At 54.1% G+C, this 24,121-nt stretch carries 24 protein-coding genes; 19 read left to right on the forward strand and 5 right to left on the reverse strand.

All coding sequences use genetic code 11. The features are described from left to right. The first annotated feature begins 6 nt into the window (after positions 1 to 6). The 17 genes from cbiE (at position 7) to ACTRC3_RS03510 (ending at position 17,094) form a co-directional block, all read left to right on the forward strand. Positions 7 to 2,154, forward strand: a complete 2,148-nt coding sequence (gene cbiE / locus ACTRC3_RS03430; RefSeq protein ID WP_440321583.1) for a precorrin-6y C5,15-methyltransferase (decarboxylating) subunit CbiE — start codon at positions 7 to 9, stop codon at positions 2,152 to 2,154. Further along, entirely contained in the window at positions 2,155 to 3,549 is a 1,395-nt protein-coding gene (locus ACTRC3_RS03435; RefSeq protein WP_440321585.1) for a cobyrinate a,c-diamide synthase, read from the forward strand. Between the two features lie 25 nt (positions 3,550 to 3,574). Further along, the gene (locus tag ACTRC3_RS03440) at positions 3,575 to 4,099 is read left to right on the forward strand and encodes a bifunctional adenosylcobinamide kinase/adenosylcobinamide-phosphate guanylyltransferase (RefSeq protein ID WP_440321587.1); all 525 of its coding nucleotides are present in this window, start codon (positions 3,575 to 3,577) and stop codon (positions 4,097 to 4,099) included. Positions 4,100 to 4,210: 111 nt separating this feature from the next. After that, positions 4,211 to 4,696 carry an adenosylcobinamide-GDP ribazoletransferase gene (locus tag ACTRC3_RS03445; RefSeq protein ID WP_440321589.1) on the forward strand — a complete coding sequence of 162 codons (486 nt, stop codon included), beginning with the start codon at positions 4,211 to 4,213 and terminating at the stop codon, positions 4,694 to 4,696. Positions 4,697 to 4,760: 64 nt separating this feature from the next. Further along, a complete protein-coding gene (locus ACTRC3_RS03450; protein WP_440321590.1) occupies positions 4,761 to 5,144 on the forward strand; it encodes a bifunctional adenosylcobinamide kinase/adenosylcobinamide-phosphate guanylyltransferase in 384 nt (127 codons plus the stop codon). Next, entirely contained in the window at positions 5,141 to 5,776 is a 636-nt protein-coding gene (locus ACTRC3_RS03455; RefSeq protein WP_440321591.1) for a histidine phosphatase family protein, read from the forward strand. The genes ACTRC3_RS03450 and ACTRC3_RS03455 overlap by 4 nt, the downstream gene beginning before the upstream one ends. Further along, positions 5,718 to 6,689 carry an adenosylcobinamide-phosphate synthase CbiB gene (cbiB, locus tag ACTRC3_RS03460; protein ID WP_440321592.1) on the forward strand — a complete coding sequence of 324 codons (972 nt, stop codon included), beginning with the start codon at positions 5,718 to 5,720 and terminating at the stop codon, positions 6,687 to 6,689. Before ACTRC3_RS03455 ends, cbiB begins: the two co-directional genes overlap by 59 nt. Before the next feature lie 88 nt (positions 6,690 to 6,777). After that, the gene (locus tag ACTRC3_RS03465) at positions 6,778 to 8,460 is read left to right on the forward strand and encodes an AAA family ATPase (protein WP_440321594.1); all 1,683 of its coding nucleotides are present in this window, start codon (positions 6,778 to 6,780) and stop codon (positions 8,458 to 8,460) included. 18 nt (positions 8,461 to 8,478) lie between these two features. Further along, on the forward strand, positions 8,479 to 9,006 hold the full coding sequence (locus ACTRC3_RS03470) for a cob(I)yrinic acid a,c-diamide adenosyltransferase (RefSeq protein WP_440321595.1): 528 nt from the start codon (positions 8,479 to 8,481) through the stop codon (positions 9,004 to 9,006). A gap of 116 nt (positions 9,007 to 9,122) precedes the next feature. Next, positions 9,123 to 9,998 carry a phosphoribosylaminoimidazolesuccinocarboxamide synthase gene (locus ACTRC3_RS03475; protein ID WP_440321597.1) on the forward strand — a complete coding sequence of 292 codons (876 nt, stop codon included), beginning with the start codon at positions 9,123 to 9,125 and terminating at the stop codon, positions 9,996 to 9,998. A 294-nt stretch (positions 9,999 to 10,292) separates the two neighbouring features. Further along, a complete protein-coding gene (locus tag ACTRC3_RS03480; protein WP_440321599.1) occupies positions 10,293 to 11,318 on the forward strand; it encodes a molybdopterin-binding protein in 1,026 nt (341 codons plus the stop codon). A 13-nt stretch (positions 11,319 to 11,331) separates the two neighbouring features. Next, a complete protein-coding gene (locus ACTRC3_RS03485) occupies positions 11,332 to 12,537 on the forward strand; it encodes a molybdopterin molybdotransferase MoeA (protein WP_440321601.1) in 1,206 nt (401 codons plus the stop codon). A gap of 62 nt (positions 12,538 to 12,599) precedes the next feature. Continuing rightward, positions 12,600 to 13,139: a molybdopterin-guanine dinucleotide biosynthesis protein B gene (gene mobB / locus ACTRC3_RS03490; RefSeq protein ID WP_440321603.1), complete on the forward strand. Its 540-nt coding sequence runs from the start codon at positions 12,600 to 12,602 to the stop codon at positions 13,137 to 13,139. Positions 13,140 to 13,297: 158 nt separating this feature from the next. Then, complete coding sequence (locus ACTRC3_RS03495) at positions 13,298 to 14,224, forward strand: LysR family transcriptional regulator (protein ID WP_440321605.1); 927 nt, start codon at positions 13,298 to 13,300, stop codon at positions 14,222 to 14,224. Positions 14,225 to 14,367: 143 nt separating this feature from the next. Continuing rightward, positions 14,368 to 15,234 (forward strand): molybdate ABC transporter substrate-binding protein, encoded by an 867-nt coding sequence (gene modA / locus ACTRC3_RS03500; protein ID WP_440321607.1) that lies wholly within the window; start codon positions 14,368 to 14,370, stop codon positions 15,232 to 15,234. Positions 15,235 to 15,247: 13 nt separating this feature from the next. Then, entirely contained in the window at positions 15,248 to 15,940 is a 693-nt protein-coding gene (gene modB, locus ACTRC3_RS03505) for a molybdate ABC transporter permease subunit (protein WP_440321609.1), read from the forward strand. Between the two features lie 5 nt (positions 15,941 to 15,945). After that, the gene (locus tag ACTRC3_RS03510; RefSeq protein WP_440321611.1) at positions 15,946 to 17,094 is read left to right on the forward strand and encodes a sulfate/molybdate ABC transporter ATP-binding protein; all 1,149 of its coding nucleotides are present in this window, start codon (positions 15,946 to 15,948) and stop codon (positions 17,092 to 17,094) included. Positions 17,095 to 17,107: 13 nt separating this feature from the next. Here the strand turns inward: ACTRC3_RS03510 and moaA are convergent, their stop codons facing one another. The 5 genes from moaA to ACTRC3_RS03535 all read right to left on the reverse strand — a co-directional run bounded on the left by moaA (position 17,108) and on the right by ACTRC3_RS03535 (position 22,570). Beyond that, on the reverse strand, positions 17,108 to 18,079 hold the full coding sequence (gene moaA, locus ACTRC3_RS03515; RefSeq protein WP_440321613.1) for a GTP 3',8-cyclase MoaA: 972 nt from the start codon (positions 18,077 to 18,079) through the stop codon (positions 17,108 to 17,110). Positions 18,080 to 18,082: 3 nt separating this feature from the next. Continuing rightward, positions 18,083 to 18,565, reverse strand: coding sequence for a cyclic pyranopterin monophosphate synthase MoaC (moaC, locus tag ACTRC3_RS03520; protein WP_349163331.1), 483 nt, complete (start codon positions 18,563 to 18,565; stop codon positions 18,083 to 18,085). 86 nt (positions 18,566 to 18,651) lie between these two features. Beyond that, positions 18,652 to 19,854, reverse strand: coding sequence for a SpoIIE family protein phosphatase (locus ACTRC3_RS03525; RefSeq protein WP_440321615.1), 1,203 nt, complete (start codon positions 19,852 to 19,854; stop codon positions 18,652 to 18,654). Then, positions 19,847 to 21,604, reverse strand: a complete 1,758-nt coding sequence (locus ACTRC3_RS03530) for a [Fe-Fe] hydrogenase large subunit C-terminal domain-containing protein (protein ID WP_440321617.1) — start codon at positions 21,602 to 21,604, stop codon at positions 19,847 to 19,849. The genes ACTRC3_RS03525 and ACTRC3_RS03530 overlap by 8 nt, the downstream gene beginning before the upstream one ends. A gap of 87 nt (positions 21,605 to 21,691) precedes the next feature. After that, a complete protein-coding gene (locus tag ACTRC3_RS03535; RefSeq protein ID WP_440321619.1) occupies positions 21,692 to 22,570 on the reverse strand; it encodes a formate dehydrogenase accessory sulfurtransferase FdhD in 879 nt (292 codons plus the stop codon). 239 nt (positions 22,571 to 22,809) lie between these two features. Here ACTRC3_RS03535 and ACTRC3_RS03540 point away from each other — a divergent pair, with 239 nt between their 5' ends. Together ACTRC3_RS03540 and mobA are read left to right on the forward strand one after the other, a co-directional pair. Then, positions 22,810 to 23,733 (forward strand): molybdenum cofactor synthesis domain-containing protein, encoded by a 924-nt coding sequence (locus tag ACTRC3_RS03540; RefSeq protein WP_440321621.1) that lies wholly within the window; start codon positions 22,810 to 22,812, stop codon positions 23,731 to 23,733. Next, positions 23,720 to 24,121, forward strand: a 402-nt coding sequence (mobA, locus tag ACTRC3_RS03545) for a molybdenum cofactor guanylyltransferase (protein ID WP_440321623.1), incomplete at its 3' end; no start/stop codon positions are given. The genes ACTRC3_RS03540 and mobA, both read left to right, overlap by 14 nt.

A 24,121-nucleotide genomic window follows, 5' to 3' on the forward strand; every position in this document is an offset into this window, starting at 1 on the left:
AGGTACATGAGACAGGTAATTGTATTTGCAGGAACGACAGAGGGAAGGCAGATTAGCGAATGGCTGGCGGCAGCAGGGGTGGAGACTCTGTGCAGCGTGGCCACCGAATATGGAGAACTGCTGGTGGAAAAACAGCCTCATCTGAGCGTACGCCAGGGACGGCTGCTGCCGGAGGAGATGGAGCAGCTTTTGGAAGCGGAGGGAAAACCGCTGGTGCTGGATGTGACGCATCCTTACGCCGTGGCTGTGTCGGCGAACATTAAGACGGCCTGCGCACAGGCCGGGTGTGAGTATCTGCGTCTGATTCGTCCCTCGTTGATGAGAAAAAATAGGAAAAACGAAGTAAGTAAAGAGATGACAAATACAGTCACAGATAAAAATGCAGGTAAGACTGCGGAAGAAATTGTAGTAGTCGAGAGTGTGGAGGCCGCAGTAAACTTTTTGAAAACGACCGAAGGTTCCATCTTCGTCACCACAGGAAGCAAGGAATTAGCCAAATTTACTGCTCTGCCTGACTACCGGAACCGCGTCTACGCCCGCGTCCTGGCGACTCCGGAGGTCGTAATCCAGTGTACCGAGGCAGGCTTCACCGGCCCGCACCTGATCTGTATGCAGGGTCCCTTCTCCAAAGAGCTGAACCTGGCCATGCTCCGCAGCACCGGCGTAGCCTGGATGGTTACCAAAGAAGCAGGCCGCGCAGGCGGCTTTGAGGAGAAAATGACCGCCGCCCAAGAGGCTGGAGTCAAAGTTGTGCTGATAGGCCGCCCGCAGGAGCAGGAGGGGCTGTCCATTGAGGATGGAGTGAAGCTGCTGGCGGAACGATTCCAAATCCAAAAGATATTAGAGTCTAATCATGTAAAAAATATTAAAAAAGAGAAAGAAATACATTCCAATTGCGATAGTATTTGTAATTCTATGGATTCCTGTAACAAAAACGAAGAACGAACCGCATACCTCGTCGGCATCGGCATGGGCACCCCCGACCACCTGACCGGCGAGGCCCGCGCGGCCTTCGAAAAGGCCGACTGTATCTTAGGCTCCGGCCGCATGCTGGATTCTTTCAATGCCACCGGCAAGCCCCTGTTCGACGCCTACGATCCGGCCAAAATGCTGGCTTACGTTCAGGATCACCCGGAGCATCACACCATCGCAGTGGCCCTGTCCGGCGACGTGGGCTTCTACAGCGGCGCGAAGCGCCTGATCACCGCCTTTGAGGGCGCAGGTATCCACACAGAACTGATTACAGGAATCTCTTCCGTAACCTACTTCTGCAGCCGCCTGAAAATCGCCTGGGAGGACGTGAAGCTCATGAGCATCCATGGCCGCAGAGAGAACCTGATTGCGGCGGTACGCACCCATTTCCGCACCTTCACGCTGCTGGGCGGCAAGGACAATGTAGCATCCTTATGTGAAAAACTGGAAAAATATGGATTCGAAAACGTGAAGCTCTACATCGGCGAACGCCTCCACTACCCGGAGGAGCGTATCACCGAGGGCACTCCCGCGGAGCTGAAGAAGAAAGCCTTTGACAGCCTCTGCGTGGCTATCATCGAAAACCCGTCCTACACAAGCGGACTTCGAAGCTGCATCCCCGACGAAGAGTTTCAGCGGGGCGACGCGCCCATGACGAAGAGCGAGGTGCGCAGTCTCTCCGTGGCCAAGCTGAATCTGAACCGGGATTCTATTGCCTGGGACATCGGCGCGGGAACCGGCTCCGTCACCATCGAGATGGCGCTGGCAGCCGCGGACGGCGAAGTGTACGCCATCGAGAAAAAGCCCGCGGCGGCAGCCCTCATCGAGGAGAACGCGAAGAAGTTTGGCACCCCCAATGTGGAGGTGCATGTGGGAACGGCCCCAGAGGCCCTGACTGACCTGCCCGCCCCGACCCACGCCTTCATCGGCGGTTCCTCGGGCAACATGAAAGAGATTCTGAAGCTTTTGCTTGACCGGAATTCCCGCGTCCGCGTGGTAGTAAACGCCATTACCCTGGAGACCGTGGCGGAGGCCAACAGCTGCTTCAAGGAGCTTGGTTTTACGGACGTGGATATTACCCAGATTCAGGCGGCCAAGGCCAAAAAGGTGGGGCCCTACGAGATGATGATGGGGCAGAATCCGGTCTACATCTTCGCCGGAACCGGAAAGGGGGAAGCGTAAATGAGACTGCCGAGAATTATGCTGGCCGCTCCGTCCAGCGGCAGCGGCAAAACCCTGATTACCTGCGGCATCCTGCAGGCTCTGGTAAACCGCGGTTTCCGTGTGGCCTCCTTTAAATGTGGCCCTGACTATATCGACCCCATGTTTCATAGCAGGGTCATCGGCGTGAAATCCGGCAACCTAGACACTTTTTTCACGGATAAAGCGACCACCCGTTACCTGTTTGGCCGAAGCGCTGCGGAGGCGGAGATTTCCGTGGCCGAGGGCGTCATGGGCTATTATGATGGACTTGGCGGCATCTCCGAGGAGGCCAGCTCTTCGGACGTGGCGGCGGCACTGGATATGCCCGTGGTGCTGGTGGTAAACTGCAGGGGTATGAGCATTTCTGTGGTACCGCTGATCAAGGGCTTCCTGGAATATCAGACTCCCAGCCGCATCAAGGGCGTCATTTTAAATCAGATGCCGAAGTCCCTGTACGCCGACATGAAGGCGCAAATCGAGCGCTGGCTGCCGGTGAAGGTGCTGGGCTATGTGCCGAAGGTGGAGGATCTGGTGCTGGAAAGCCGTCATCTGGGCCTGGTGCTTCCGGGTGAAATCGAGAGCCTGAAAGAGAAGCTGAACCGCCTGGCTGCCGTATTGGAGGAAAGCATCGATCTGGACGCTTTTCTGGCTTTGGCCTATGAAGCGCCGGATTTCACCTACGAGACGCCAGAGCTTCCGAAGCTTTCAGGCGGAAAAAAAGTCCGCATCGGCGTGGCGGAGGACGACGCTTTCTGCTTCACCTATCGGGATAATTTTCAGATGCTTAAGGATATGGGCGCAGAGCTGGTACCATTTTCCCCCATAAAGGACGAGGCGCTGCCGGAAGGGATCGACGGCCTCATCTTGAGCGGCGGTTATCCGGAGCTGCACGCGAAGGCGCTGAGCGAAAATGAAGACATGCGGGGAGCCATTCACGACGCGGTGAAAGCAGGCCTCCCCTGTATCGCCGAGTGCGGCGGCTTTCTTTACCTGCACCGGACTCTGGAGGGATCCGATGGCGTGGATTACCCCATGGCAGGCGTCATTGGGGCCAAAGCCTACCGGACGGATAAACTGTCCCGCTTCGGGTATATCGAAATGGAAGCAAAACAGGATCAGTTGATTCTGGCAGAGGGCGAAAAGGCCCGGGGACATGAATTTCATTACTGGGAGAGCGAGGACTGCGGCAACGCCATCCACGCGAAGAAGCCCTTACGGAAGCGGAACTGGGACTGCGTACACGGCACACCGACCCTGTATGCGGGCTTCCCCCATCTCTTTTTCTATTCCAATCCGGCCATGGCCTGGAATTTTTTACAGAAATGTAGTAACGATTCCATACAGCCCGAAGCACCTGCTGCTGAGGGCGTATAAAAATGATTTAATGTGAGGAACATAGATGCTTGCAGTGATTACAGGAGGCAGCGGAAGCGGCAAATCCGAATACGCGGAGAGCGTAGCCACTTCCCTGGCAAAACGGGACGGACTTCCCTTATATTATATCGCCACTATGCGGCCCTTCGGCGCGGAGGGCATGTGGAGAGTGGAGCGCCACCGGAAGCTCCGGGCCGGAAAAGGCTTTGAAACAATAGAATGTTATGTAAACTTAAAAGGACAGACGTTGCCGGAAAAGGGCGTGGTGCTCCTGGAATGTATGTCGAACCTGACGGCCAATGAGATGTTTGAGCCGGAGGGCGCGGGAAACAATACAGTGGAAGCAGTACTGGCAGGTGTGGAGGCACTTAAGGACCGTTGCGCCCATCTGGTTATCGTCACCAACGATGTCTTTTCTGACGGAATTACATATGATGAAGTAACAAAGCTGTATCAGGAGCGATTAGGAACCATTAACCGACGCATTGCGGCAGAGGCCGATGAGGCGACGGAGGTGGTCTGCGGCATTCCCCTGCGGCTCAAAAAGTAAAGGAAAGGTAACAATTCAGAATTTATGAAACGGATATGGAACAGTTTTAAAATCGCGTTTGCCATGTATTCTAAGATTCCCATGCCTCGGGCGGACTGGGAGAAGGAAAATATGCGCTATATGATGTGGTTTTTTACCTTCGTGGGCATCGTCATCGGCGCGCTGATGGCAGGATGGAGCGTGTTAAGTGAAAAAGTCGGTGTGGGCGATACGCTCCGGAGCGTTATTTATGTACTGATTCCGGTGCTGGTGCTCTCCGGCGGTTATGTGCTGTCCCGTTCCATGAGCGGCCTGTCCGTGGCGTCCTTTCCCTGCGCCCGTAAGACCGGAACGGTAGCGACCTTTTCCGACGCGGTGCAGGAGAGGACGGTCATGACCTGTCTCTATATTCTCCTGTTCCTGTCTGCAGGCTTCATGTGCTTTCTGGATGTGAAGCTTGGTACGGCAGCTGTGGTGGGGGCCTGGTGCACGTTTTTCTGGTATTATTGTATGTCTATGAAACAGTTTGGCGGCATTACCGGCGATCTGGCGGGTTGCTTTGTGCAGACCTGCGAGTTGGTCATGGCCATCTGCGTATGGGCGGCGGGGAAATTCTGATTTCCGCTGTCTGGAAAAAACGATCTCTGCGCAAGCAGCAGGAGAATATAGGAGGAAATCAGACATGATACTGATTACAGGCGGAGCCTTTCAGGGAAAAAAGGCCTACGCGATGGAGCATTTTCACTTGAGAGAGCAGGATATGGTAAATGGGGCTGACTGCGGGAAAACGGATCTGCTTCAGGCAAAGGCAGTCACGGATTTTCAGGAATATGTACGCCGGCTACTGAAGGAGGGCGGCGACGCGTCCACGCTGGCAGAAACATTGTATACAGAAAATCCGGATATCCTTGTGATTACGAACGAGCTGGGAAGCGGCGTGATTCCCGCGGATCCCTTTGACCGCCAGTGGCGGGAGGCCTCCGGACGGGCAGCCTGCGATCTGGCGAAATACGCAGCAGAGGTTCATCGCGTGGTCTGCGGGATCGGGACGGTGATCAAGGAATGAAGGAGCTGTATCTGATCCGCCATGGAAAGACCTATGGCAACACCCTGGGGCGCTATATCGGAACCACCGACGAGCCCCTGTGCGAGGAGGGAAGAGAAGCCCTGCAGGCTATTTTCGAAGCGGGGCTCTACCCCATGCCGGACGTCCTGTACGGAAGTCCCCTGAAGCGCTGCCGGGAGACGGGGGCGATTTTATTTCCGGGCAAGAAAATGATTCCGGTTTCCCGGCTCCGGGAATGTGATTTCGGCGAATTCGAAAATAAGAATTATAAAGAGCTGTCCGGGAATGCGGCCTATCAGGCCTGGATTGACAGCAACGGTACGCTGCCCTTTCCGGGAGGCGAAAGCCGGGAGGCCTTTGAAGAGCGGTGCGTCACGGGCTTTCAGGAAGTCCTTGCGGATTTAAAAGGGAAGGCGGTTCACCGGGCGGCCCTTGTGGTACACGGAGGAACGATTATGAGTATCCTGGCGGCTTATGCGGCGCAGAAAGAGGAGTTTTATCACTGGCAGATTCAGAACGGAGAAGGTTTCCGTATGCTTTGGGATGAGATTGAAAAAGGAGGCATCATTTTACATGAAATATCACATCTATGCCCTGATTCTGGGCTTTGTACTGGATCTGATCTTCGGTGATCCAAGATGCTTATATCACCCCATCTGTCTCATCGGCAATCTGATTGCCCGGGCGGAGAAGCCCTTCCGGGCGGCGTTCCCGAAGACAGAGAAGGGCGAGCTGGCAGCAGGCGTGTTCTTCTGTATTTTCGTGGTGGCCGTATCTACGGCAGTGCCCTTCGGACTTTTATATCTGGCCCGGAACATCAATTTCTGGCTGTATTTTGCCCTGCTGACATTCTGGAGTTTCCAGATTCTGGCAGCGAAATCCCTGAAAACCGAGAGCATGAAGGTTTACGAGGCTTTAAAAGAGGGAGATCTGGAAAAGGCCCGCCATGCGGTGTCTATGATTGTGGGACGCGATACCCAGGCCTTAAATGAGGAGGGCATAGCCAAGGCGGCAGTGGAGACGGTGGCGGAAAATTCCTCCGACGGCGTGGTGGCTCCCCTGCTTTTTCTGGCCATCGGCGGCCCGGTTCTGGGCTTTTTCTATAAGGCGGTAAATACCCTGGATTCTATGGTGGGCTATAAGAACGACAAATATCTGTATTTCGGCCGCTTCTCCGCGAAGCTGGACGATGTGCTGAATTATATCCCCGCCCGGATAAGCGGCCTTCTGCTGGTTGCGGCGAGCCCGCTGGCAGGCTTAAGCATATCCGGCGCCTGGAGGATCTGGCTGCGGGATCGCCGCAACCATGCCAGTCCCAATTCCGCCCAGACGGAATCTGCGGCAGCAGGCGCCCTTGAGGTACAGCTGGCCGGGGACGCTTATTATTTCGGAAAGCTTTATAAAAAGCCGACCATCGGCGATCCCATCCGGCCGGTGGAGTATGAGGATATCCGCCGCATGAACCGGCTGATGTACGCGGGCGTGATTCTGGCACTGGCGCTTGTGGCGACAGTAGCGGCGCTGGCCGGGGTGCTGGCAGTATAAGAATGATAGACGAAAGCCTGCTTGTAAAAAAGCAGGCTTCATGTTATTCTGAAGGTACGGAGAACCAGAGCAGTAAGGAGGGGACAGTATGCCAGAATTAAATATTCCTGTGGGCGTTTCAGACTTTCGGGAAATCCGGCAAAATGGCTATTACTATATCGATAAATCCGGTTTGATTCGGGAATTACTGAAGAACACAGCTACCAAAGTGACCCTGATTACCCGGCCCCGGCGCTTTGGGAAAACACTCAGTATGAGTATGCTGGAAAATTTCTTTGATATCCGAAAAGACAGCAGAGCGTGGTTTGAGGGTCTGGAAATCGCCAGGGACAGTGAACTGTGCCAGGCCTGGATGAATCAATGGCCGACGGTTTTCTTTTCTTTAAAGGATATTGACGGCTTGAATTTTGAATCTGCGTATGGACAACTGAAAGCACAGATTTCCGAATTATATAAAAAATATGCGTACCTGCTGGAATATGACGCAATCGATCCGGATGATAAACAAAATTTCCTGGATTTGAAGGCAGGACGGGCCGGAGAAGTACAGGTGAGCCGTGCCTTAAGCCTGTTGCTGCGGATCATGGAGGCATATTATCAGAAGCCGGTGATCCTGCTTCTGGATGAATATGATGTGCCCGTGGCAAAGGCAAGCAGCAATGGTTATTATGAGCAGATGCTGGAAGTTATCAAAACCATGATGAGTACGGCCTTAAAGGATAACAGTTGTCTGCGGTTTGCAGTTATCACAGGCTGTCTGAAGATTGCCAAAGAAAGCATTTTTACAGGAACCAATAATCTGGTTTCCGATACCATCGGCACTTCTGGACTGAATGAATATTTTGGATTTACACAGAAGGATGTGGATCGGCTGCTTGAGGATGCCGGGGCAGATAATCAGGCGGAGAACATAAAGGCCTGGTACGACGGATATCGATTCGGAAATTTTGAGGTATACTGTCCCTGGGATGTGATGAATTATCTCCGGGATTTTCAGCAGAATCCGGAAGCCAGACCGGTCAGTTACTGGAAAAATACCAGTGATAATGCCATTATCCGTTCCTTTATTGATTACGCGGGAGGAGCCATTACTAAAAAACTGGAAACATTGCTTTCCGGCGGTTATATTCTTCAGCATATTGATGAAAATCTGACGTATGATTATCTCCATTCATCCGAAGACAATCTCTGGAGCGTCCTGTATCTGACCGGATATCTGACCGGACTGAGGGAAGAGGAGTTGCCGGGAGCTGTGCCGGATGGAATGGCAGCTCTTCGGATTCCCAACGAGGAAATCCGGGAGATTTTTGAGACAACCATTCGGAAATGGTTTGACGATAGCGCCAAAACCTGGAACCGAAAGGATTTATTTGCTTCTATCTGGCAGGGAGACAGCGAGGCTGCCACAGAGGAAATCAACAAGTTGCTGCGCAGAACCATCAGCTATCACGATTACCGAGAAGATTTTTATCATGCCTTTCTGGCCGGTATCTTTACCGGCGCGGGTTATGCCGTGGAATCCAACAAGGAGCATGGCGAAGGGCGCAGCGATATTGTGGTTTCTGATTACACGGACGGTTGGGTTGCCATATTTGAGATCAAATATTCGGACAGCCCGGAGGAGTTGGAAACGGACTGCGAGAAGGCGATCAGGCAGATGGACGAGCGGATGTACGCGGTAGAATATGAGGAACAGTATCCGGCGGAGAGGATTCTCTGCTACGGTATTTCCTTCTTTAAGAAGCGTTGTCTGGTGAAAAAGAAAGCGTAAAATGAGGAGATTCGAATTATGAAACAATCATGTATCCACATCTACTGCGGCGACGGCAAGGGAAAATCCACCGCGGTTACAGGACTTGCGGTCCGGGCTGCAGGAAGCGGCAGAAGGGTCATTTTCACCCAGTTTATGAAGGATGGGAAATCTTCAGAACTGAAGGTACTGCGGGAGCTGCCCGGGGTTACGGTGCTGACCTGTGAGAAGCAGTTCGGCTTCTTCTGGAATATGACGGACGAGCAGAAAAAGGAGGCGGCTGCCGCCTATCAGGCGCTTTTCGACCGGGCCACAGAGCTGGCAGCTCAGGAAGACACGTTTCTGCTGGTCATGGACGAGTTCATGTCCTGCTACAATCACGGCATGTTGAACCGGGAAAAAGCCCTGGATTTTCTGAAGAACCGTCCGGAAGGTCTGGAGGTGGCCCTGACAGGCCGGGATCCGGCCCCGGAGCTTCTGGAGCTGGCCGATTATGTCTCCGAGGTGCGGAAAATCAAGCATCCCTTTGATCAGGGTGTACATGCCCGGAAGGGAATCGAGCTGTAGGAGAAGAACAGGGGCTTGACAGGCCGGGGGAAAGAGTGGTAATGTGGAAATGCCCAGGGTCAAAAGAAGTCTGACCCGAATTTCCATTTAAAAACAGAATGATGAGGTGCAAGGATATGCAGGAAATGAAACCGATCAAAGAAGGTAAGGTACGTGAGATTTACGACAACGGCGACAGCCTGATTATGGTAGCGACAGACCGTATCAGCTGCTTCGATGTGATTCTTCATAATGAAGTTACAAAGAAGGGCGCAGTGCTGACTCAGATGTCCAAATTCTGGTTCGATATGACAGAGGATATTCTGCCGAACCACATGATTTCCGTTGACACAAAGGATATGCCGGAGTACTTCCAGCAGGAGAAGTTCCGGGGCAAATCCATGATGTGCAGAAAGCTTCAGATGCTTCCCATCGAGTGCATCGTCCGCGGCTATATCACAGGCAGCGGCTGGGCCAGCTACAAGGAGAACGGAACCGTCTGCGGTATTAAGCTGCCGGAAGGCCTGAAGGAATCTGACAAGCTGCCGGAGCCGATTTACACACCGTCTACCAAGGCAGAGATCGGCGACCATGACGAAAACATTTCCTATGAGCAGAGCATCGCTCATCTTGAAAAATATTTCCCGGGCAAGGGAGAGGAGTACGCAAAGGCTCTTCGCGACAACACCATTGCCCTCTACAAGAAATGCGCGGAGTACGCCCTGAGTAAGGGAATCATCATCGCGGACACCAAGTTCGAGTTTGGTCTGGATGAGAACGGCAATCTGGTCATCGGCGACGAGATGCTGACGCCGGACAGCTCCCGCTTCTGGCCCGCAGACGTGTACGAGCCGGGACACGGCCAGCCCTCCTTTGACAAGCAGTTCGCCCGCGACTGGCTGAAGGCCAACCCGGACAACAACTGGACCCTGCCCCAGGAGATCGTGGACAAGACCATCGAGAAATACCTGCAGGCATACGAAATGCTGACCGGCAAAGCGCTGGAGGTATAAGTTAAAGGTATAGAAATTGAGGCACAGATATTTTCTATTTTATGGGAAAATGTCCGTGCCTTATTTTAGAGAAAATCTGGTAATGTTCAAGAAAAAATTTGTACTATCCATTTTCTATAGTTCAAAATAAACATAGAAATCCGTCATTTTCCATCATTTAATATAAAAATCACCGATATGTTTTGAAAAACAGGTGAAACTTCCTCCCCGCTGTGATACACTGTATACAGAGTCATTTCCGCACGGGTAACAGCGGAAAGCGAGACAGATTTGGTTTTGGGAGGAATTTGGGGTATGAAATGTATCAACACAACGGACGCGGTGGGCCATGTGCTCTGCCACGACATTACGCGGATTGTCAAGGATGTGGTTAAGGACACCGCATTCCGCAAGGGACATATTGTGACCGAGGAGGATATTCCGGTGCTGCTGTCCCTGGGAAAGGATCACCTGTATGTCTGGGAGAAGGACGAGAACACCCTTCATGAAAATGAGGCGGCAGAGATTCTGTGCGCCGTCTGCAGGAACGAAAATATGCATCCCACCGATGTGAAGGAGGGAAAAATCGAGCTGGTGGCCGACTGCGACGGTCTGTTCCGGGTAGATGTTCCGCGGCTTGACGCCATCAACGAAATAGACGAGATCATGATCGCCACCCGCCATAACAACACGCCGGTGAAAAAGGGCGACCGTCTGCTGGGAACCCGGGTGATTCCGCTTGTCATTGCAAAGGAGAAGCTGGAGCGGGTAAAGGAGGCTGCGGGAAGCGAGCCCTTGGTATCCCTGACGCCCTATAAGCCTATGAAAGCGGGCATTGTTACCACCGGAAATGAAGTGTACTACGGACGCATTAAGGATACCTTTACCCCGGTCATCATTGACAAGCTGGCTTCTTACGGTATCGAAGTCAGCGGTCACATTCTCTGTGACGATAACATGGAAAAAATCACCAATGCAATTTTGCAATTAAAAGAAGAAGGAGCCGACCTGATTCTCTGTACCGGCGGTATGAGTGTGGATCCGGATGACCAGACGCCGGGCGCGATTAAGCAGACGGGAGCGCGTATTGTATCCTACGGCGCGCCGGTACTGCCGGGAGCCATGTTCCTGCTTGCCTATCTGGAAGACGGTACGCCTATCATGGGACTTCCGGGCTGCGTCATGTATGCCAAAGCCACAGTCTTTGACCTGGTGCTGCCCCGCATCGCGGCAGGCGTGGAGGTGAGGAAAAAGGATTTGGCCCATATGGGAAATGGCGGCTTCTGTCTGGGCTGCAAGACCTGCCATTACCCCAACTGCGGCTTTGGAAAAGGCGTATAAGGGGGCGTGACGTATGGGAGGAATTACAACAGAGGAGGCGCTTTGTCTGGTTTTACAGCACACGCCGGTGATACAGGAGAAGGAACAGATTCAAATCGCGAATATTTCAGGCCGGGTATTGGCGGAAGACGTGAAAACCGTCTTTGATAATCCGCCCTTTCACCGTTCGCCTATCGACGGCTATGCCTGCCGGGCTGCGGATTTAACCGGCGCCTCAAAGGAACAGCCGGTCTGTCTGAAGGTTCTGCGGGAGATTGACGCGGGGGATTATTCCGAGGAAGAGGTGCAGCCGGGCCAGGCTGTACGTATTATGACCGGGGCGGCCATTCCGCCGGGCTGTGACTGCTGCGTCCGTCAGGAGGATACGGATTACGGCGAGGAGAGGGTGCAGATCTATAAAGCGGAGCGGCCGTGGGGCAATTATTGCTTCCGGGGCGAGGACTTCAAGGCCGGACAGGCACTGCTGAAAGCGGACCGGGAGCTTGGTTTTGTGGAAGCCGGCGTGCTGGCCGGAATGGGAATCCCGGAGGTGGCTGTCTACCGTCGTCCCCGGCTCGCGGTGCTGACCACCGGAAATGAGGTAGTTCAGCCGGGAGAGCCTTTAGCTCCCGGTAAAATCTACGATATCAATCAGAAGCTTCTGGCGGCCCGCCTGCTGGAGCTGGGCGTGGAGCTTCTGGAGGCCCGTTCTGTCCCGGACGAACCGGAGCAGATGGCGGAGGCATTGAAGAAGGCCGCGAAGGAAGCGGATCTGATCGTCACCACAGGCGCTGTGTCTGTGGGAAAAAAGGATATTATGCACGAATCGCTGGCGCTCATTGGCGCAGAGCGTATCTTCTGGGGTATCCAGGTGAAGCCCGGTATGCCTACCTTATTTTCCGATTACCAGAGAATCCCGGTCATGAGCCTTTCAGGCAATCCCTTCAGTGCTCTGGTCATCACCGAGCTTTTGCTTCGCCCTATGCTGGCGAAAATGATGAGAAAGCCGTCTCTTGATCTGATGCGGGTGCAGGGAATCCTGGCGGACGCTTTTGGAAAGCCCAGCCCAGGAAGGAGATTTGTGCGGGCTTACTGGGAAAAGGGAACCTTCCATCTGCCGGAAGGCCTGAATTCCAACGGCGTGCTGGCCTCCATGGTGGGCTGCAACTGTCTGTTGGACGTGCCCGGAGGATCCGGAGCGTTGAAGCCCGGAGATCCGGCGGAGGCGATTCTGCTATAAAGAGAAAGGGCGATTTATATTACTTTCTGCAGCAGTTATTTTGAAAATGTGGACTATGATTTATGAATAATATTTTAGAAAAAAAGCAGTTGTTTTATGCCGTCAGCGGTGTGAAAAATTCGGGAAAAACCACCTTGATTACGAAGCTCCTGCCGGTTCTGACCGGTCAGGGGCTGAAGGTGGCAACCATCAAGCATGACGGTCACGATTTTCAGACAGATGTGCCGGGTACGGATACCTTTGCCCATTTTCAGGCGGGAGCCTACGGCACGGTCGTCTTTTCCGACCACAAATACATGGTTGTAAAACAGCAGCCCGACGAGGTTGCAGATGAAAAACTGACGCCGGAGCAGATGGCCGCTGCCTGGTTCCCGGAGGCGGATCTGATTCTGTTGGAGGGCTTTAAGGACAGCAACTATCCGAAGCTGGAAATTATTCGCAGAGGAAATTCATCGGACTGTGTCTGTAAAGAGCATAATTTACGTGCCGTCGCGACCGATCTGGATCGCGGAGAGATAACGGGGCTGCCGGAAGAAGTGCCTGTATTTGGGTTAGAAGATACAGAGCAGATTGCGCGATTTATTGTAAAAGAGTTGCAGTAATACTTTATGGAAAAATGACGGATTTAAAGTTGAATTTATTGGATTTTTAAGGACAAATATAATTGGAATAATTTTACATATAGTACAGGTGAAATACATTTTGATGAATAGATATTAAGAGAATATATTATTTATCGGGGAAATATAAAGGAGATCATATGAAAACAGGAGCATTGATCATAGCCTCCGGCGACTACGGAGAGGAGTATCGGGATAACGAGGGCATCCCTCTGTTCCTGCCCATGTACCCGCTGGACGGTACCACCGTCATCAAGGGAGAGATTGCCAAGCTTCGCAAAGCGGGAGTCTCTCCCATTGTAGTGCTGGCAGGCTGCCACAGCGAGACCCTGAAGCTGCATTTAAGCCACAATAATGTCATCTTCCTGGAGGATGAGGCCTACCGGGAACACAGCTTTGAGGAGACGCTTGCGATCGGCCTGACCGGGTGCGCGCCTCTGATGGAGCGCGTGCTGGTGCTGCCGGTGGAATACCCGGCCTGCGCGGACAGCACTATCAAAGCCCTGCTGGCTGCGGAGAAGTCGGCCGTTCCGACTTACGATGGGCAGGAGGGCTGGCCGAGGAGCATGATTTTATCGGGAACGGAAATGGATCCTACAGAGAAAATTAATTTTGAGACCGGGAGCCGGTTCCTTCCCACGGAAGATCCCGGCGTCACCTACTCCCTGCAGGAAGAGGGCGGCGTCGAGCGCGTCACCCGTTATCTGAAGGCCCGGTGGAATGCCGCCACCCTCCATTTCAAAACCAAGCTGGTCATTTCCAAAGAAGAAGACTTCTTCGGTCCCGGCGTCTACCACCTGCTGCAGTACATCGATGAGACCGGTTCCATTCAGGCTGCGGCGGCCAAAATGAATATGTCCTATTCCAAGGGCTGGAAAATGATCAACAAGGTGGAGAAGGAGCTGGGCTTCCGCTTCCTGAACCGCTGCAACGGAGGAAAGAACGGAGGCAGCTCTACCATCACCCCCGAAGGCCGCCTCTTCATGGAACGGTATCATGCCATGCTGGAGGATATGAAGCGGATCACGCGAGGATTCTTTGAGGTGTATTTTGGGGAGTTTCAGTAGAGTTAGTGAAAAATAATTCATAAATTGGTTCGATTCCCTTGCGCCTGCTTTCCGTTTCCTGTATAATATACCTATCGTTATTCTCCTGAAAAAATAACGCACAGGAGAACCGCACGAAATGAAAAGGAAAGAGGGATTATATTATGAAGAAGCTTATGGCAGGCCTGCTGGTAAGTGCTCTGGCAGTTTCTATACTGGGTTGCGGAAGCAAACAGGCGGAAGAGACTCCGGCAGCAGAGGAGACCACAGAGGCTGAAGAAACAGCAGCTGAGACAGAGGCGGAGCCGGTGACTCTGAACATCTTTGCGGCAGCATCCATGACAGAGACCCTGACAGAGATTCAGGAGATGTACAAAGAGACAGCTCCGAACGTAACCCTGGTATTCAACTTTGACTCCTCCGGAACATTGAAGACACAGATTCAGGAAGGCGCTGACTGCGATATTTTTATTTCCGCAGCCCAGAAGCAGATGAACCAGCTGGACAAGGACGCGGATCCGGAGGTGAATACCGAGGGCCTGGACTTCGTACTGGAGGGAACCCGCGTGAACCTGCTGGAGAACAAGGTTGTTCTGGCTGTTCCGGATGGAAATCCGAAGGATATCCAGAATTTCGAGGATCTGGGAACAGACAAGCTTTCCCTGCTGGCTCTGGGCAATGAGGATGTTCCGGTAGGACAGTACTCCACCGAGATTCTGACCAACCTTGGTATCCTGGATAAGCATGAAGCAGACGGCAAGATTACATACGGCTCTAACGTGAAAGAGGTTACCACACAGGTATCTGAGGCGGCTGCAGACGCAGGTATCATCTACGCTACCGACGCGTACTCCGCCGGACTGACCGTTGTGGATCAGGCAGGAAGCGATCTGTGCAAGCAGGTTATCTACCCTGCGGCAGTTCTGAACATCTCCGAGAATCAGGAAGCAGCAAAGGAATTCCTTGCCTATCTGCAGACAGACGACTGCATGAAGGTATTCGAGGCAGTAGGCTTCACGGCAGCAGAATAAAAAAGGGGCGCTTATGGACTGGTTTCCATTGTATAATTCCTTGCGTATCGCGCTGATCGCCAGCGTGATCGTATTTTTTACAGGTATTTTCGCAGCCTATTATATTGCGAAGCTCCATCCGGTGGTAAAGGGCGTGCTGGACGTGGTTCTGACCCTGCCGCTGGTATTGCCGCCGACGGTCGTGGGATACTTTATCCTGCTGCTGATGGGTCCCAGACGACCCTTCGGATCCTGGGTGTTGGAGAACTTCGGCACAAAGCTGGTGATGACCTGGTATTCGGGCATCTTCGCGGCGGCTGTGGTGGCCTTTCCGCTGATGTACCGGACAGCCCGGGGGGCTTTTGAGAGCTTCGACGAGACCCTGGCCTATTCCGGACAGACCCTGGGGCTGTCCAACAGCTTTATCTTCTGGCGGATCCGGATGCCGGCCTGCAGGCAGGGCATTCTGGCGGGAGCCGTCCTGGCCTTTGCCAGGGCCCTGGGCGAGTACGGAGCCACCAGCATGGTGGCAGGCTATACGCCGGGCCGGACCGCGACTATCTCTACCACCGTCTATCAGCTGTGGCGGACGGACAATGACGCCCTGGCCTTCAAATGGGTGCTGGTGAACGTGGTCATTTCCGCAGTGGTTCTGCTGGCGGTGAACCTGCTGGAAAAGGGCGAGTGGGCGTCCCGCACAGGCAAAAAACGAAAGGGCGGGAGGTAGAGAAGATGTCATTGTATGTGGATATCAGAAAAAAGCTGGGTGGCTTTACGCTGGAGACGCAGTTTGAGGCAGCGGACGGCGTGACGGGCATCCTGGGCGCCTCCGGCTGTGGCAAGAGTATGACCCTCCGTTGTATCGCGGGCATCGTGAAGCCCGACGAGGGACATATCGAGCTGGATGGTAAGGTGCTCTTTGATTCCCGGGAAAAAATCAATCTGCGTCCCCAGGAACGCCATGTGGGACTGTTGTTTCAGAATTACGCCCTGTTCCCGAATATGACGGTTCGCCAAAACCTGATGACAGGACTTAAGGCAGAAAAGACCGGAAAAAAAGAAGCGGAGATAAGAATTCAGGAAATGCTGGAAAAGTTCGAGCTGAAGGATCTGGAGAAGCATAAGCCTGCGGAGCTTTCCGGAGGCCAGCAGCAGAGGGTGGCTCTGGCGCGGATCTTCCTCTCCAGTCCCCGTGTGCTGATGCTGGACGAGCCTTTTTCTGCGCTGGACGGATATCTTCGCTGGAACCTGGAGCAGGAGCTTCTGGAGACACTGAAGGAGTTTGGCGGGCCCACCCTGTTTGTGTCCCACAGCCGGGACGAGGTGTACCGGATCTGCGACCGGGTATGTGTGATGGATCAGGGAGCTTCAAGCCCGGTGATTCCTGTGAAGCAGCTGTTTGAAGCGCCGGAGTCCAGGGCGGCCGCGCTGCTGTCGGGATGCAAGAATTTTGCCCGGGCAAAGGTGAAGGAAGCAGCTTCGGCGGATAAGCCGGGTCGCGTCTATGTGCAGGACTGGGGCGAAACCCTGACCTTCACTGGCGAACACGGACCGGATACAGAGGACGTCCGCTATGTGGGCGTGCGCAGCCATTATATCGGGCTGATGGGAGCAAAAGAGGCGGCGGCACAGCCGGAGAATACCTTCCGGTGCCGGATTAACCGGGTTATTGACGACGTGTTTTCCACGGTGATTATGGTAAGACCGGAGCGTGCGGATACATCCGAGGAGAGCCGGAAGAATCATTTCAACAGGATTCGTGTGGAGACTACCAAGGAAGTCTGGAGGGATTTCTGTAAGAAGGAATATGAAGGCAGAGAAAATCCGCAGGAGGATATCTGGGTGCATATCAATCCGGCGGATGTGATGGTATTGAGATAGGTCGGAAAACTGTTTACCCGCCGATCTTCGACATTTCTTTCAGTTCCGTTACCGTTTGTATATTTTCAAAGCAATGAGCCGCAGGCTTCTGTTCGATGGCCTGCCGGATCAGCTCTTTCACGTCCTCGGGACTTCCGGTCCGGAGGGCGTTTTTTATGGAAATACGGTCGCTGTAGCAGAGACAGGGCTTGAGATCGCCGGTGGCTGTCAGGCGGATGCGGTTACAATTCTGACAGAATTTTCCATGAATGGCGCTGATAAAGCCAATGCTGCCCTGAAAGCCGTCGATGTGGTAATAGCGGGCCGGGCCGTTGCCATGGGTGAGGAAATCCGGCGTTACGCGATCTGCTCCGTAATGGCTTCTCAGCTGCTCCACCACCTCCGGGTTGGAGACAGGCTTCATCTCCTTGCCGTGCCCGATGGGCATGAGCTCGATAAAACGGACGTCCACCGGGTGAGCCTCGGCTAACTCGGTCAGGGCGATGCATTCCATGTCGTTGACGCCCCGCTGCAGCACCGCGTTGATTTTCACCGGAACGCCATGAGTCTCCATGGTGCGAATGCCGTCCAGAACCTTCGGAAGCTGGTCAAAACCGGTGATAGCAGTGTATTTCACGGGATCCAGAGTATCCAGACTGATATTGACAGCGTGGAGTCCCTGGCGGCAGAGCTCGTCTGCGTATTCCGGGAGCAGTACGCCGTTGGTAGTCAGCGTCACCTGCTCGATACCGGGCAATGCGTTTAGCATCCCGATGAGCTCCATGCAGCCCTTCCGGACCAGCGGCTCGCCGCCGGTGACCTTGATTTTGCGGATGCCTAAGGCAGCAGCCTGCCGACAGGCCTCAGTGATCTCCTCCAGCGTCAGAATCTGCTCCATGGGAAGCCATTCGATGCCTTCCGGCATACAGTAGCGGCAGCGTAAGTTACAGCGGTCGGTGATGGAGACGCGCATATAGTCGATGTCCCGTCCGTATTGGTCCTTCATGGGTTAATCCGCCTTTCTCACAAAATCGCCGCTCTTTCCGCCGCTCTTCCGGCAGAGATGGATGTCGGTCATTTCCATGCTTTTATCCACGGCCTTGCACATGTCGTAGATGGTCAGAAGCGCCACCTGAACGCCGGTCAGGGCCTCCATCTCCACGCCGGTCCTGCCGGTGGTGCGGACGGTGCAGGCCGCCCGGACGGAGGAGGTCTCTTCCTCCAGTTCAAAGCTTATCTCCACCTTGGTCAGATGCAGCAGGTGGCAGAGGGGAATCAGCTCGGAGGTCTTCTTGGCCCCCATGATTCCGGCCACCCGGGCCACGCCCAGCACGTCGCCCTTTCCCATTTCCCCTTCCTTTACCTTTTCAAAGCATTCCCGGCTCATGGAGATACGGCCCTCAGCCACAGCCTCCCTTGCGGTCTCGGTCTTGGCGCTTACGTCCACCATGACGGCCTCACCCTGGCGGTTAAAATGTGTAAATTCACTCATGATCATATGCCTGACGAAGCTGCCCGTGTCCGGGACAGCTTCGGGTTTCCTTTCTAATTGAAATAAAATATAAGCTGTGGCAAAATTCAGACAGCCCAGAACGAAACATTCACATGTTTCCCCGCTTTCCGCAGGTGCTCCATCAACTCTTCCACGGTCTTTGTTTTGGTCTCTGCCGTAATCTCCGATCCTGCATAGGCCTCGTTATAAGCATTTCCAAAGAAAATGTTGATATCCGTGGCCCAGGTGAAAAGGAGTGTTCCAAGCTGTGCGGCTCCGTCCTTCTTCTGAAGCATCTCATGGAAGCTCACTCTATCCTCCCGGAAATCTTCGCAGTATTCCAACAGCCGCTCCAAAGTCAGTAACCCTTCGGTTACCAGATCTGCGCCGGGCAGACGCATCAGGGAAGGCACATCGTCCACGGCGGATCCATCGATGGTGGTCAGAGGCTGCCGAAGATATCGCGCTGCGATTTTTGCGGTGGTGCCGCCACAGATCACATGCTTCCCTTCCTTTTTCCAGAAATTGTCCATATAGGCTGTGTCTTCCTCGGTGGTATGGGGCGGACCAATCATCAGGTTGACCGTCTGCTTTTTGCAGAAGCGTAAGGCCAGAACCGTCAGGTCGTCGTCGGTCTCCTCCAGATTCAGGGCCAGTCCCGCATAGGCGATAGCCACAGCCATTTCCTGGGCGCTCATACCCGGGCGGTACTTCTTCTGACAGAAGCGTAGGACCTCATTGCGGCCCCAGCCGCCGTCGGTGGTCTTGCCCATACCGGCGTTGGTGACGCCGTCGGACATGAGAATCAGCATGTCGTCCTCCCGAAGGTCGAAGGTACTCTCATGGATGACCTTTTCCTTCAGGGTAAAGGTAGAATAAGGGTAGGCCGTTACCTTACCGTTCCGAATCAGAATGGCGTCCGGATTGTCAAACTGATAGAGCAGCGCCTGGCGTCCCCTGATATCCAGCACCGTAAAGGTGGAATAGGCCAGATGCCGGACACTGCACACGGGCAGCGTATCGGCTACGGCGGCCACCGCGTCATAGATGGGCAGCTTTTTGATGATCATATGGCTGAGCATCCGGGCAGTCAGCGTGGAGAGAATGTTGGCCTTGACGCCGCTTCCCAGTCCGTCTGACAGCACCAGCACATGATCGGAATCATTTTCCATAATATCAAAATAATCGCCGCAGATGGTTTCCCGTTTTTTATTGAGGCTTACCCAGCCGAAATCCGTCACCAGTCCGTCGAAGGACACGTTCAGCCGATAGTTTCCGTCTTTATTCATCGCGATCCTCGTCCTCTCTGAGAATGGTACGCTTCAGCTGCTCCACGGCCACCTTGGTGTCCGCGGCGGTCTCCCCCAGGAGGCTTGCGATCTGGTGCACCAGCTTCAGCTGCTCCGAGGCCAGCTTGTCAGCCATGGCGGCCGCGTTGTTCTGGGCCTTCCGGATACGCTGCTTTTCTTCTATCTCCCGGGTGATATCCTTCATGACGCAGAGAATCAGCTGATTCTTCCGGTCATTGGCCAGGGTGCGCTCCAGATAGATATCCCGATCCTCCAGATAAATCTGATCGTGGGACATGTTTTTATCGAAGGAAATCATATTGACCAGGGTGTAATCATCCATCAGATCAGACACGGTCTCGCCGATCAGCGTACGCTTATGGAGCGGGTCGAACAGATCCTTCGCGGCCTGGTTCATATGAATGACCTTCAGCTGATAATCCACGGTCACCAGGATACCGGGCATCACGTTGATGATTTTGTTGGAATAGCTTTCCTGGCGCTCCCGCATGAAGGGCACGCACATGGAGATCTCGGCTTTTCCGGCCAGCACGGCCTTCGCCTTCTCCCGGCAGGTATTGTAGCCGCAGGCTCCGCAGTTCAGCTCGTCCTCCGGCGTAAATTTTCCCATCTGGGCCAGTACCTTTTTAATATCTTCTTCGGAGGCTTCCGCCTCCTGTTGCCGCAGTACGAAAGTATCATAGTGACGGCTGACGTCGGTCAGGGACTGCGCCGAAAAATCGTCCCGTTTATAATTGGAAATGCCTTTGTACAGGGACGCGTTCTGCAGACGGATCAGGCCGTGGAGCAGTCCGGTCTTTGTCCGTCGGAAAGAAGGACCGCCGATACAGCCGTTGGGACAGGCGTTCAGTTCCAGAAAACAGTTGGAATAACTGTCCGGATCCGCCATAAATTCATTCAGAATCTGCTTACAGCTGTCGATCCCGCAGGCGGGAAGATAGCGCTGGTGAACGGATGGATGCATGGCCATGGTAAAGCCGCCGGACATGGCCATAATGCGGGAAAGCCGGATATCCCGGTCCGCGTCCGGGGGTGCGCTTGACGGGGCGGCCACCTGCACCTGAACAGCAGTCAGCCATTCCTGCAGCTCGCTGAAGGTGATGACATAATCCACATAGTTGTCCGCCTCCCGCATCTGGGCCAGGCCGGAGATACAGGGGGAGACAGAAAGAATCCGCGCGTCGGGATACTGTTCCTTCAGATAACGGGCGTGGGCCTGCATCACGGACAGAACCGGAGCCAGATAGGGAACCAGATCCGGATAACGCTTCTGGACCAGCTGTACGATGACCGGGCAGTTGGAGGAAATGGTGGGCGTCTCCTGGGCCCGTTCCTCCACCAGGTCCTCATAAGCGGTCTTGACCAGATACGCCCCGGCGGCTGCGTCGAAGGCGTCGGACAGACCGAGCTTTTTCAGGGCTTCGGTCAGGGCCGACAGGCTGTCAGTTCCGAATTCCGCCACATAGGCCGGGTGGAGAGAGGCGATGACCTGTCCGCCGTTTCGGATGAAATCATACACCCTGGGTATCATATTTAATTCTTCCTTGGCGTTCTGGGGACAGACCAGAGTGCATTTCTCACAGAGGATGCACTGATCCTCCAGAATCTGTGCCTGATGGTTGATGACCCGGATGGCCTTGACCGGGCAGTTCCGGACGCATTTATAGCAGTTTCTGCAGTGTACTTTTTTAAATTGTAGAAATGAGGTGTCGGCGTATACCGAAGGCATAGAATAAAACCTGCCTTTCTTAAAATTTATATTTAAAATGGGAATAATTTACAAATTTATTTTTCCTAAAAGAAGATGACCTGCTTCTCAGACTTCCGGCTTCGTTCCGGCGAACAGCTTCATCCGATCACGCCTTGCCGCGCAGACCAGCGTAAGCCCGTATTCTTTCGCCAGCGCGATGGCCTCCGCCGTGGGCGAAGCCTTGCTTGCGAGAATGGGAATTCCGGCCCGGATAGCTTTCATGGCCATATCGGTGGGAATCCGGCCGCTGGAATAGACGATACACTCTGTGAGCGGGATGTCATGGCGCAGGGCGTAACCGATGGCCTTGTCCAGGGCGTTGTGCCGGCCGATATCCTCGCACTGGAACAGAAGCTGGCCGTCCTTTGCCAGAAAACAGCTGTGGGTGGCCCAGGTCTGTCCGTGGAGGGGCATACCCGCGTGGAAGCGGTCGGCCAGGTCAAAGACCTGCTCTGCCTTCCAGGAAATGGGAGTCACCGGCTTTACCGGCTTCCCGGTCAGAAAATAATCGTTTAAAATGTGATTCCCGGTGCAGCAGGAGGGCGTAAGCTCTGTGAAGGGCTCCCGAGAAGCGCCGCCATCCAAAGCAACACGTCCTGCCTGCGGATGGCTGTCGGCTACGGTGGCTTGCAGCGTCTCGTTTTCACCCTTATTTCCACGCAGTATCACCCGTGCCCGCAGCCCGTGTTCACAGATATAGATCTGTTCTACATCGGAAGCGTCCTCCAGGATTCCCTCGGTCAGAAGGCGGCCCAGCACCAGCTCAGTCAGATACTGGGGAATACAGACCAGCTTCATGGTCAGTCGATCGTTGAGATAGACGTCCAGAATATGCTCTGTGAGAACCGGTTCGGATTCGGTATGACAGTCGCCGTCCCGGCTGATATAGGTATAGGTTTCCGCGGAAAGAAGCGGAAGCTTGTCGTATAATTCATTGATATACATGGGATGTTGTACTCCTGAATGATGTGGGCTTTTTTTTGCCCCGTTTCCATTATACATGGGGACTTAGGGCGTGTCAAACCTGTGATTGTGAAAAAGTACCAGAAAATCAAAAAAATAAATTGTCTAATTTGTAACAAGTGTTGATCTGCGGGCCAAGATCAGGTACCATAGAAGACAGAGAATTTGGTGGCTGTCCGCTTTGGAAAAAGCAGATGGCAGAATAAGGGAGGAACGATAGCATGGGCAGGATCATGGCAGTAAATATCAGCGAGAAGAAGGGAACGCAGAAGAAAAACGTGCATTCCGCGAAGCTTATCGAGGACTGGGGTATCGAAAACGACGCCCACGCAGGCAAATGGCACCGCCAGGTGAGCCTGTTATCCTATGAAAAGATCGAGGACTTCAAGGCAAAAGGAGCGCCGGTGGACGAGGGCGCCTTCGGGGAGAATCTGATCGTCCGGGGTATCGACCTGAAGCACCTGCCCATCGGCACCCGTCTTCAGTGCGGCGACGTGCTTCTGGAGGTAACCCAGATCGGTAAGCAGTGCCACAGCGGCTGCGAGATCTACAAGATTATGGGCGACTGTATTATGCCGAGAGAAGGCATTTTCACAAAAGTATTGAAGGGCGGCGTCATTTCCGAAGGGGACGAGATAAACGTGGTGAAGCGACCCATGCGTGCAGCGGTTCTGACCTCCAGTGATTCCGGCTACGCAGGAGAACGGGAGGATATAAGCGGCCCGGCTATCCAAGCAATGCTGGAAGAAAATGGATACGAGGTGGTTCATACGATTCTCCTGCCGGACGACCGGGAGATGCTGGCCAAAGAGATGGCGCGCATCGCAGATGAGTATGTGGCGGAATTGCTTCTGACCACCGGCGGCACGGGCTTTTCACCCCGGGACTGTATGCCGGAGGCTACCATGGATATCGCGGAGCGGATGGTGCCGGGTATTCCCGAAGCCATGCGGGCCTACAGCATGACTATCACCCCCAGAGCCATGCTGAGCCGGGCGGCGGCCTGTATCCGGAAGAACACGCTCATCATCAACCTGCCGGGCAGCCCCAAGGCAGTGAAGGAGTCTTTGGGCTACATTCTGCCCTCTCTTCAGCACGGTCTGGAGATCCTGACCGGAGAGGCTGCCAACTGTGCCAGAAAATAAGCGTCCGGGAGCGGGCGTTTCCATGGTGGTGCTGGCCGGGGGAAGGAGCAGCCGCATGGGAAGCGACAAATGCGATCTGAAGATAGAAAAAAGTACCTTTCTGGAGTGGCAGATTGAAAAGGGCAGGGCGCTTGGAATCACAGATATCCAGGTGTCCGGCTATCACGGGGCAGCCTGCAGCGTTCTGGTAACGCCGGACCGGTTTCCGGGAAAAGGGCCTCTGGGCGGTCTTGAAAGCTGCTTCCGGCGGGCCAGGGAGGAGCAGGTGCTGGTGCTGGGCGTAGACATACCGCTGGTTCCGGCAGAGGAGCTGGAAAGACTGGTGATCCAAAGCCGGGAAAAGCAGAAAAAGGCGGTGATTCTCAGGCACAGGGGAAAGGAAGAGCCC

The sequence above is a fragment of the Laedolimicola sp. genome, from assembly GCF_051972735.1.
Taxonomy (GTDB): domain Bacteria; phylum Bacillota; class Clostridia; order Lachnospirales; family Lachnospiraceae; genus Laedolimicola; species Laedolimicola intestinihominis.

Coding starts and splice junctions, on each gene's coding strand:
- ACTRC3_RS03445 (WP_440321589.1), top strand. CDS start 4,211: ATGCGCTATATGATGTGGTTTTTTACCTTCGTGGGCATCGTCATCGGC.
- ACTRC3_RS03530 (WP_440321617.1), bottom strand. CDS start 21,604: ATGCCTTCGGTATACGCCGACACCTCATTTCTACAATTTAAAAAAGTA.
- ACTRC3_RS03455 (WP_440321591.1), top strand. CDS start 5,141: ATGAAGGAGCTGTATCTGATCCGCCATGGAAAGACCTATGGCAACACC.
- ACTRC3_RS03440 (WP_440321587.1), top strand. CDS start 3,575: ATGCTTGCAGTGATTACAGGAGGCAGCGGAAGCGGCAAATCCGAATAC.
- ACTRC3_RS03480 (WP_440321599.1), top strand. CDS start 10,293: ATGAAATGTATCAACACAACGGACGCGGTGGGCCATGTGCTCTGCCAC.
- ACTRC3_RS03435 (WP_440321585.1), top strand. CDS start 2,155: ATGAGACTGCCGAGAATTATGCTGGCCGCTCCGTCCAGCGGCAGCGGC.
- mobB (WP_440321603.1), top strand. CDS start 12,600: ATGAATAATATTTTAGAAAAAAAGCAGTTGTTTTATGCCGTCAGCGGT.
- ACTRC3_RS03470 (WP_440321595.1), top strand. CDS start 8,479: ATGAAACAATCATGTATCCACATCTACTGCGGCGACGGCAAGGGAAAA.
- cbiE (WP_440321583.1), top strand. CDS start 7: ATGAGACAGGTAATTGTATTTGCAGGAACGACAGAGGGAAGGCAGATT.
- ACTRC3_RS03525 (WP_440321615.1), bottom strand. CDS start 19,854: ATGAATAAAGACGGAAACTATCGGCTGAACGTGTCCTTCGACGGACTG.
- ACTRC3_RS03465 (WP_440321594.1), top strand. CDS start 6,778: ATGCCAGAATTAAATATTCCTGTGGGCGTTTCAGACTTTCGGGAAATC.
- moaC (WP_349163331.1), bottom strand. CDS start 18,565: ATGAGTGAATTTACACATTTTAACCGCCAGGGTGAGGCCGTCATGGTG.
- modA (WP_440321607.1), top strand. CDS start 14,368: ATGAAGAAGCTTATGGCAGGCCTGCTGGTAAGTGCTCTGGCAGTTTCT.
- cbiB (WP_440321592.1), top strand. CDS start 5,718: ATGAAATATCACATCTATGCCCTGATTCTGGGCTTTGTACTGGATCTG.
- modB (WP_440321609.1), top strand. CDS start 15,248: ATGGACTGGTTTCCATTGTATAATTCCTTGCGTATCGCGCTGATCGCC.
- ACTRC3_RS03450 (WP_440321590.1), top strand. CDS start 4,761: ATGATACTGATTACAGGCGGAGCCTTTCAGGGAAAAAAGGCCTACGCG.
- ACTRC3_RS03495 (WP_440321605.1), top strand. CDS start 13,298: ATGAAAACAGGAGCATTGATCATAGCCTCCGGCGACTACGGAGAGGAG.
- ACTRC3_RS03540 (WP_440321621.1), top strand. CDS start 22,810: ATGGGCAGGATCATGGCAGTAAATATCAGCGAGAAGAAGGGAACGCAG.
- moaA (WP_440321613.1), bottom strand. CDS start 18,079: ATGAAGGACCAATACGGACGGGACATCGACTATATGCGCGTCTCCATC.
- ACTRC3_RS03535 (WP_440321619.1), bottom strand. CDS start 22,570: ATGTATATCAATGAATTATACGACAAGCTTCCGCTTCTTTCCGCGGAA.
- ACTRC3_RS03485 (WP_440321601.1), top strand. CDS start 11,332: ATGGGAGGAATTACAACAGAGGAGGCGCTTTGTCTGGTTTTACAGCAC.
- ACTRC3_RS03510 (WP_440321611.1), top strand. CDS start 15,946: ATGTCATTGTATGTGGATATCAGAAAAAAGCTGGGTGGCTTTACGCTG.
- ACTRC3_RS03475 (WP_440321597.1), top strand. CDS start 9,123: ATGCAGGAAATGAAACCGATCAAAGAAGGTAAGGTACGTGAGATTTAC.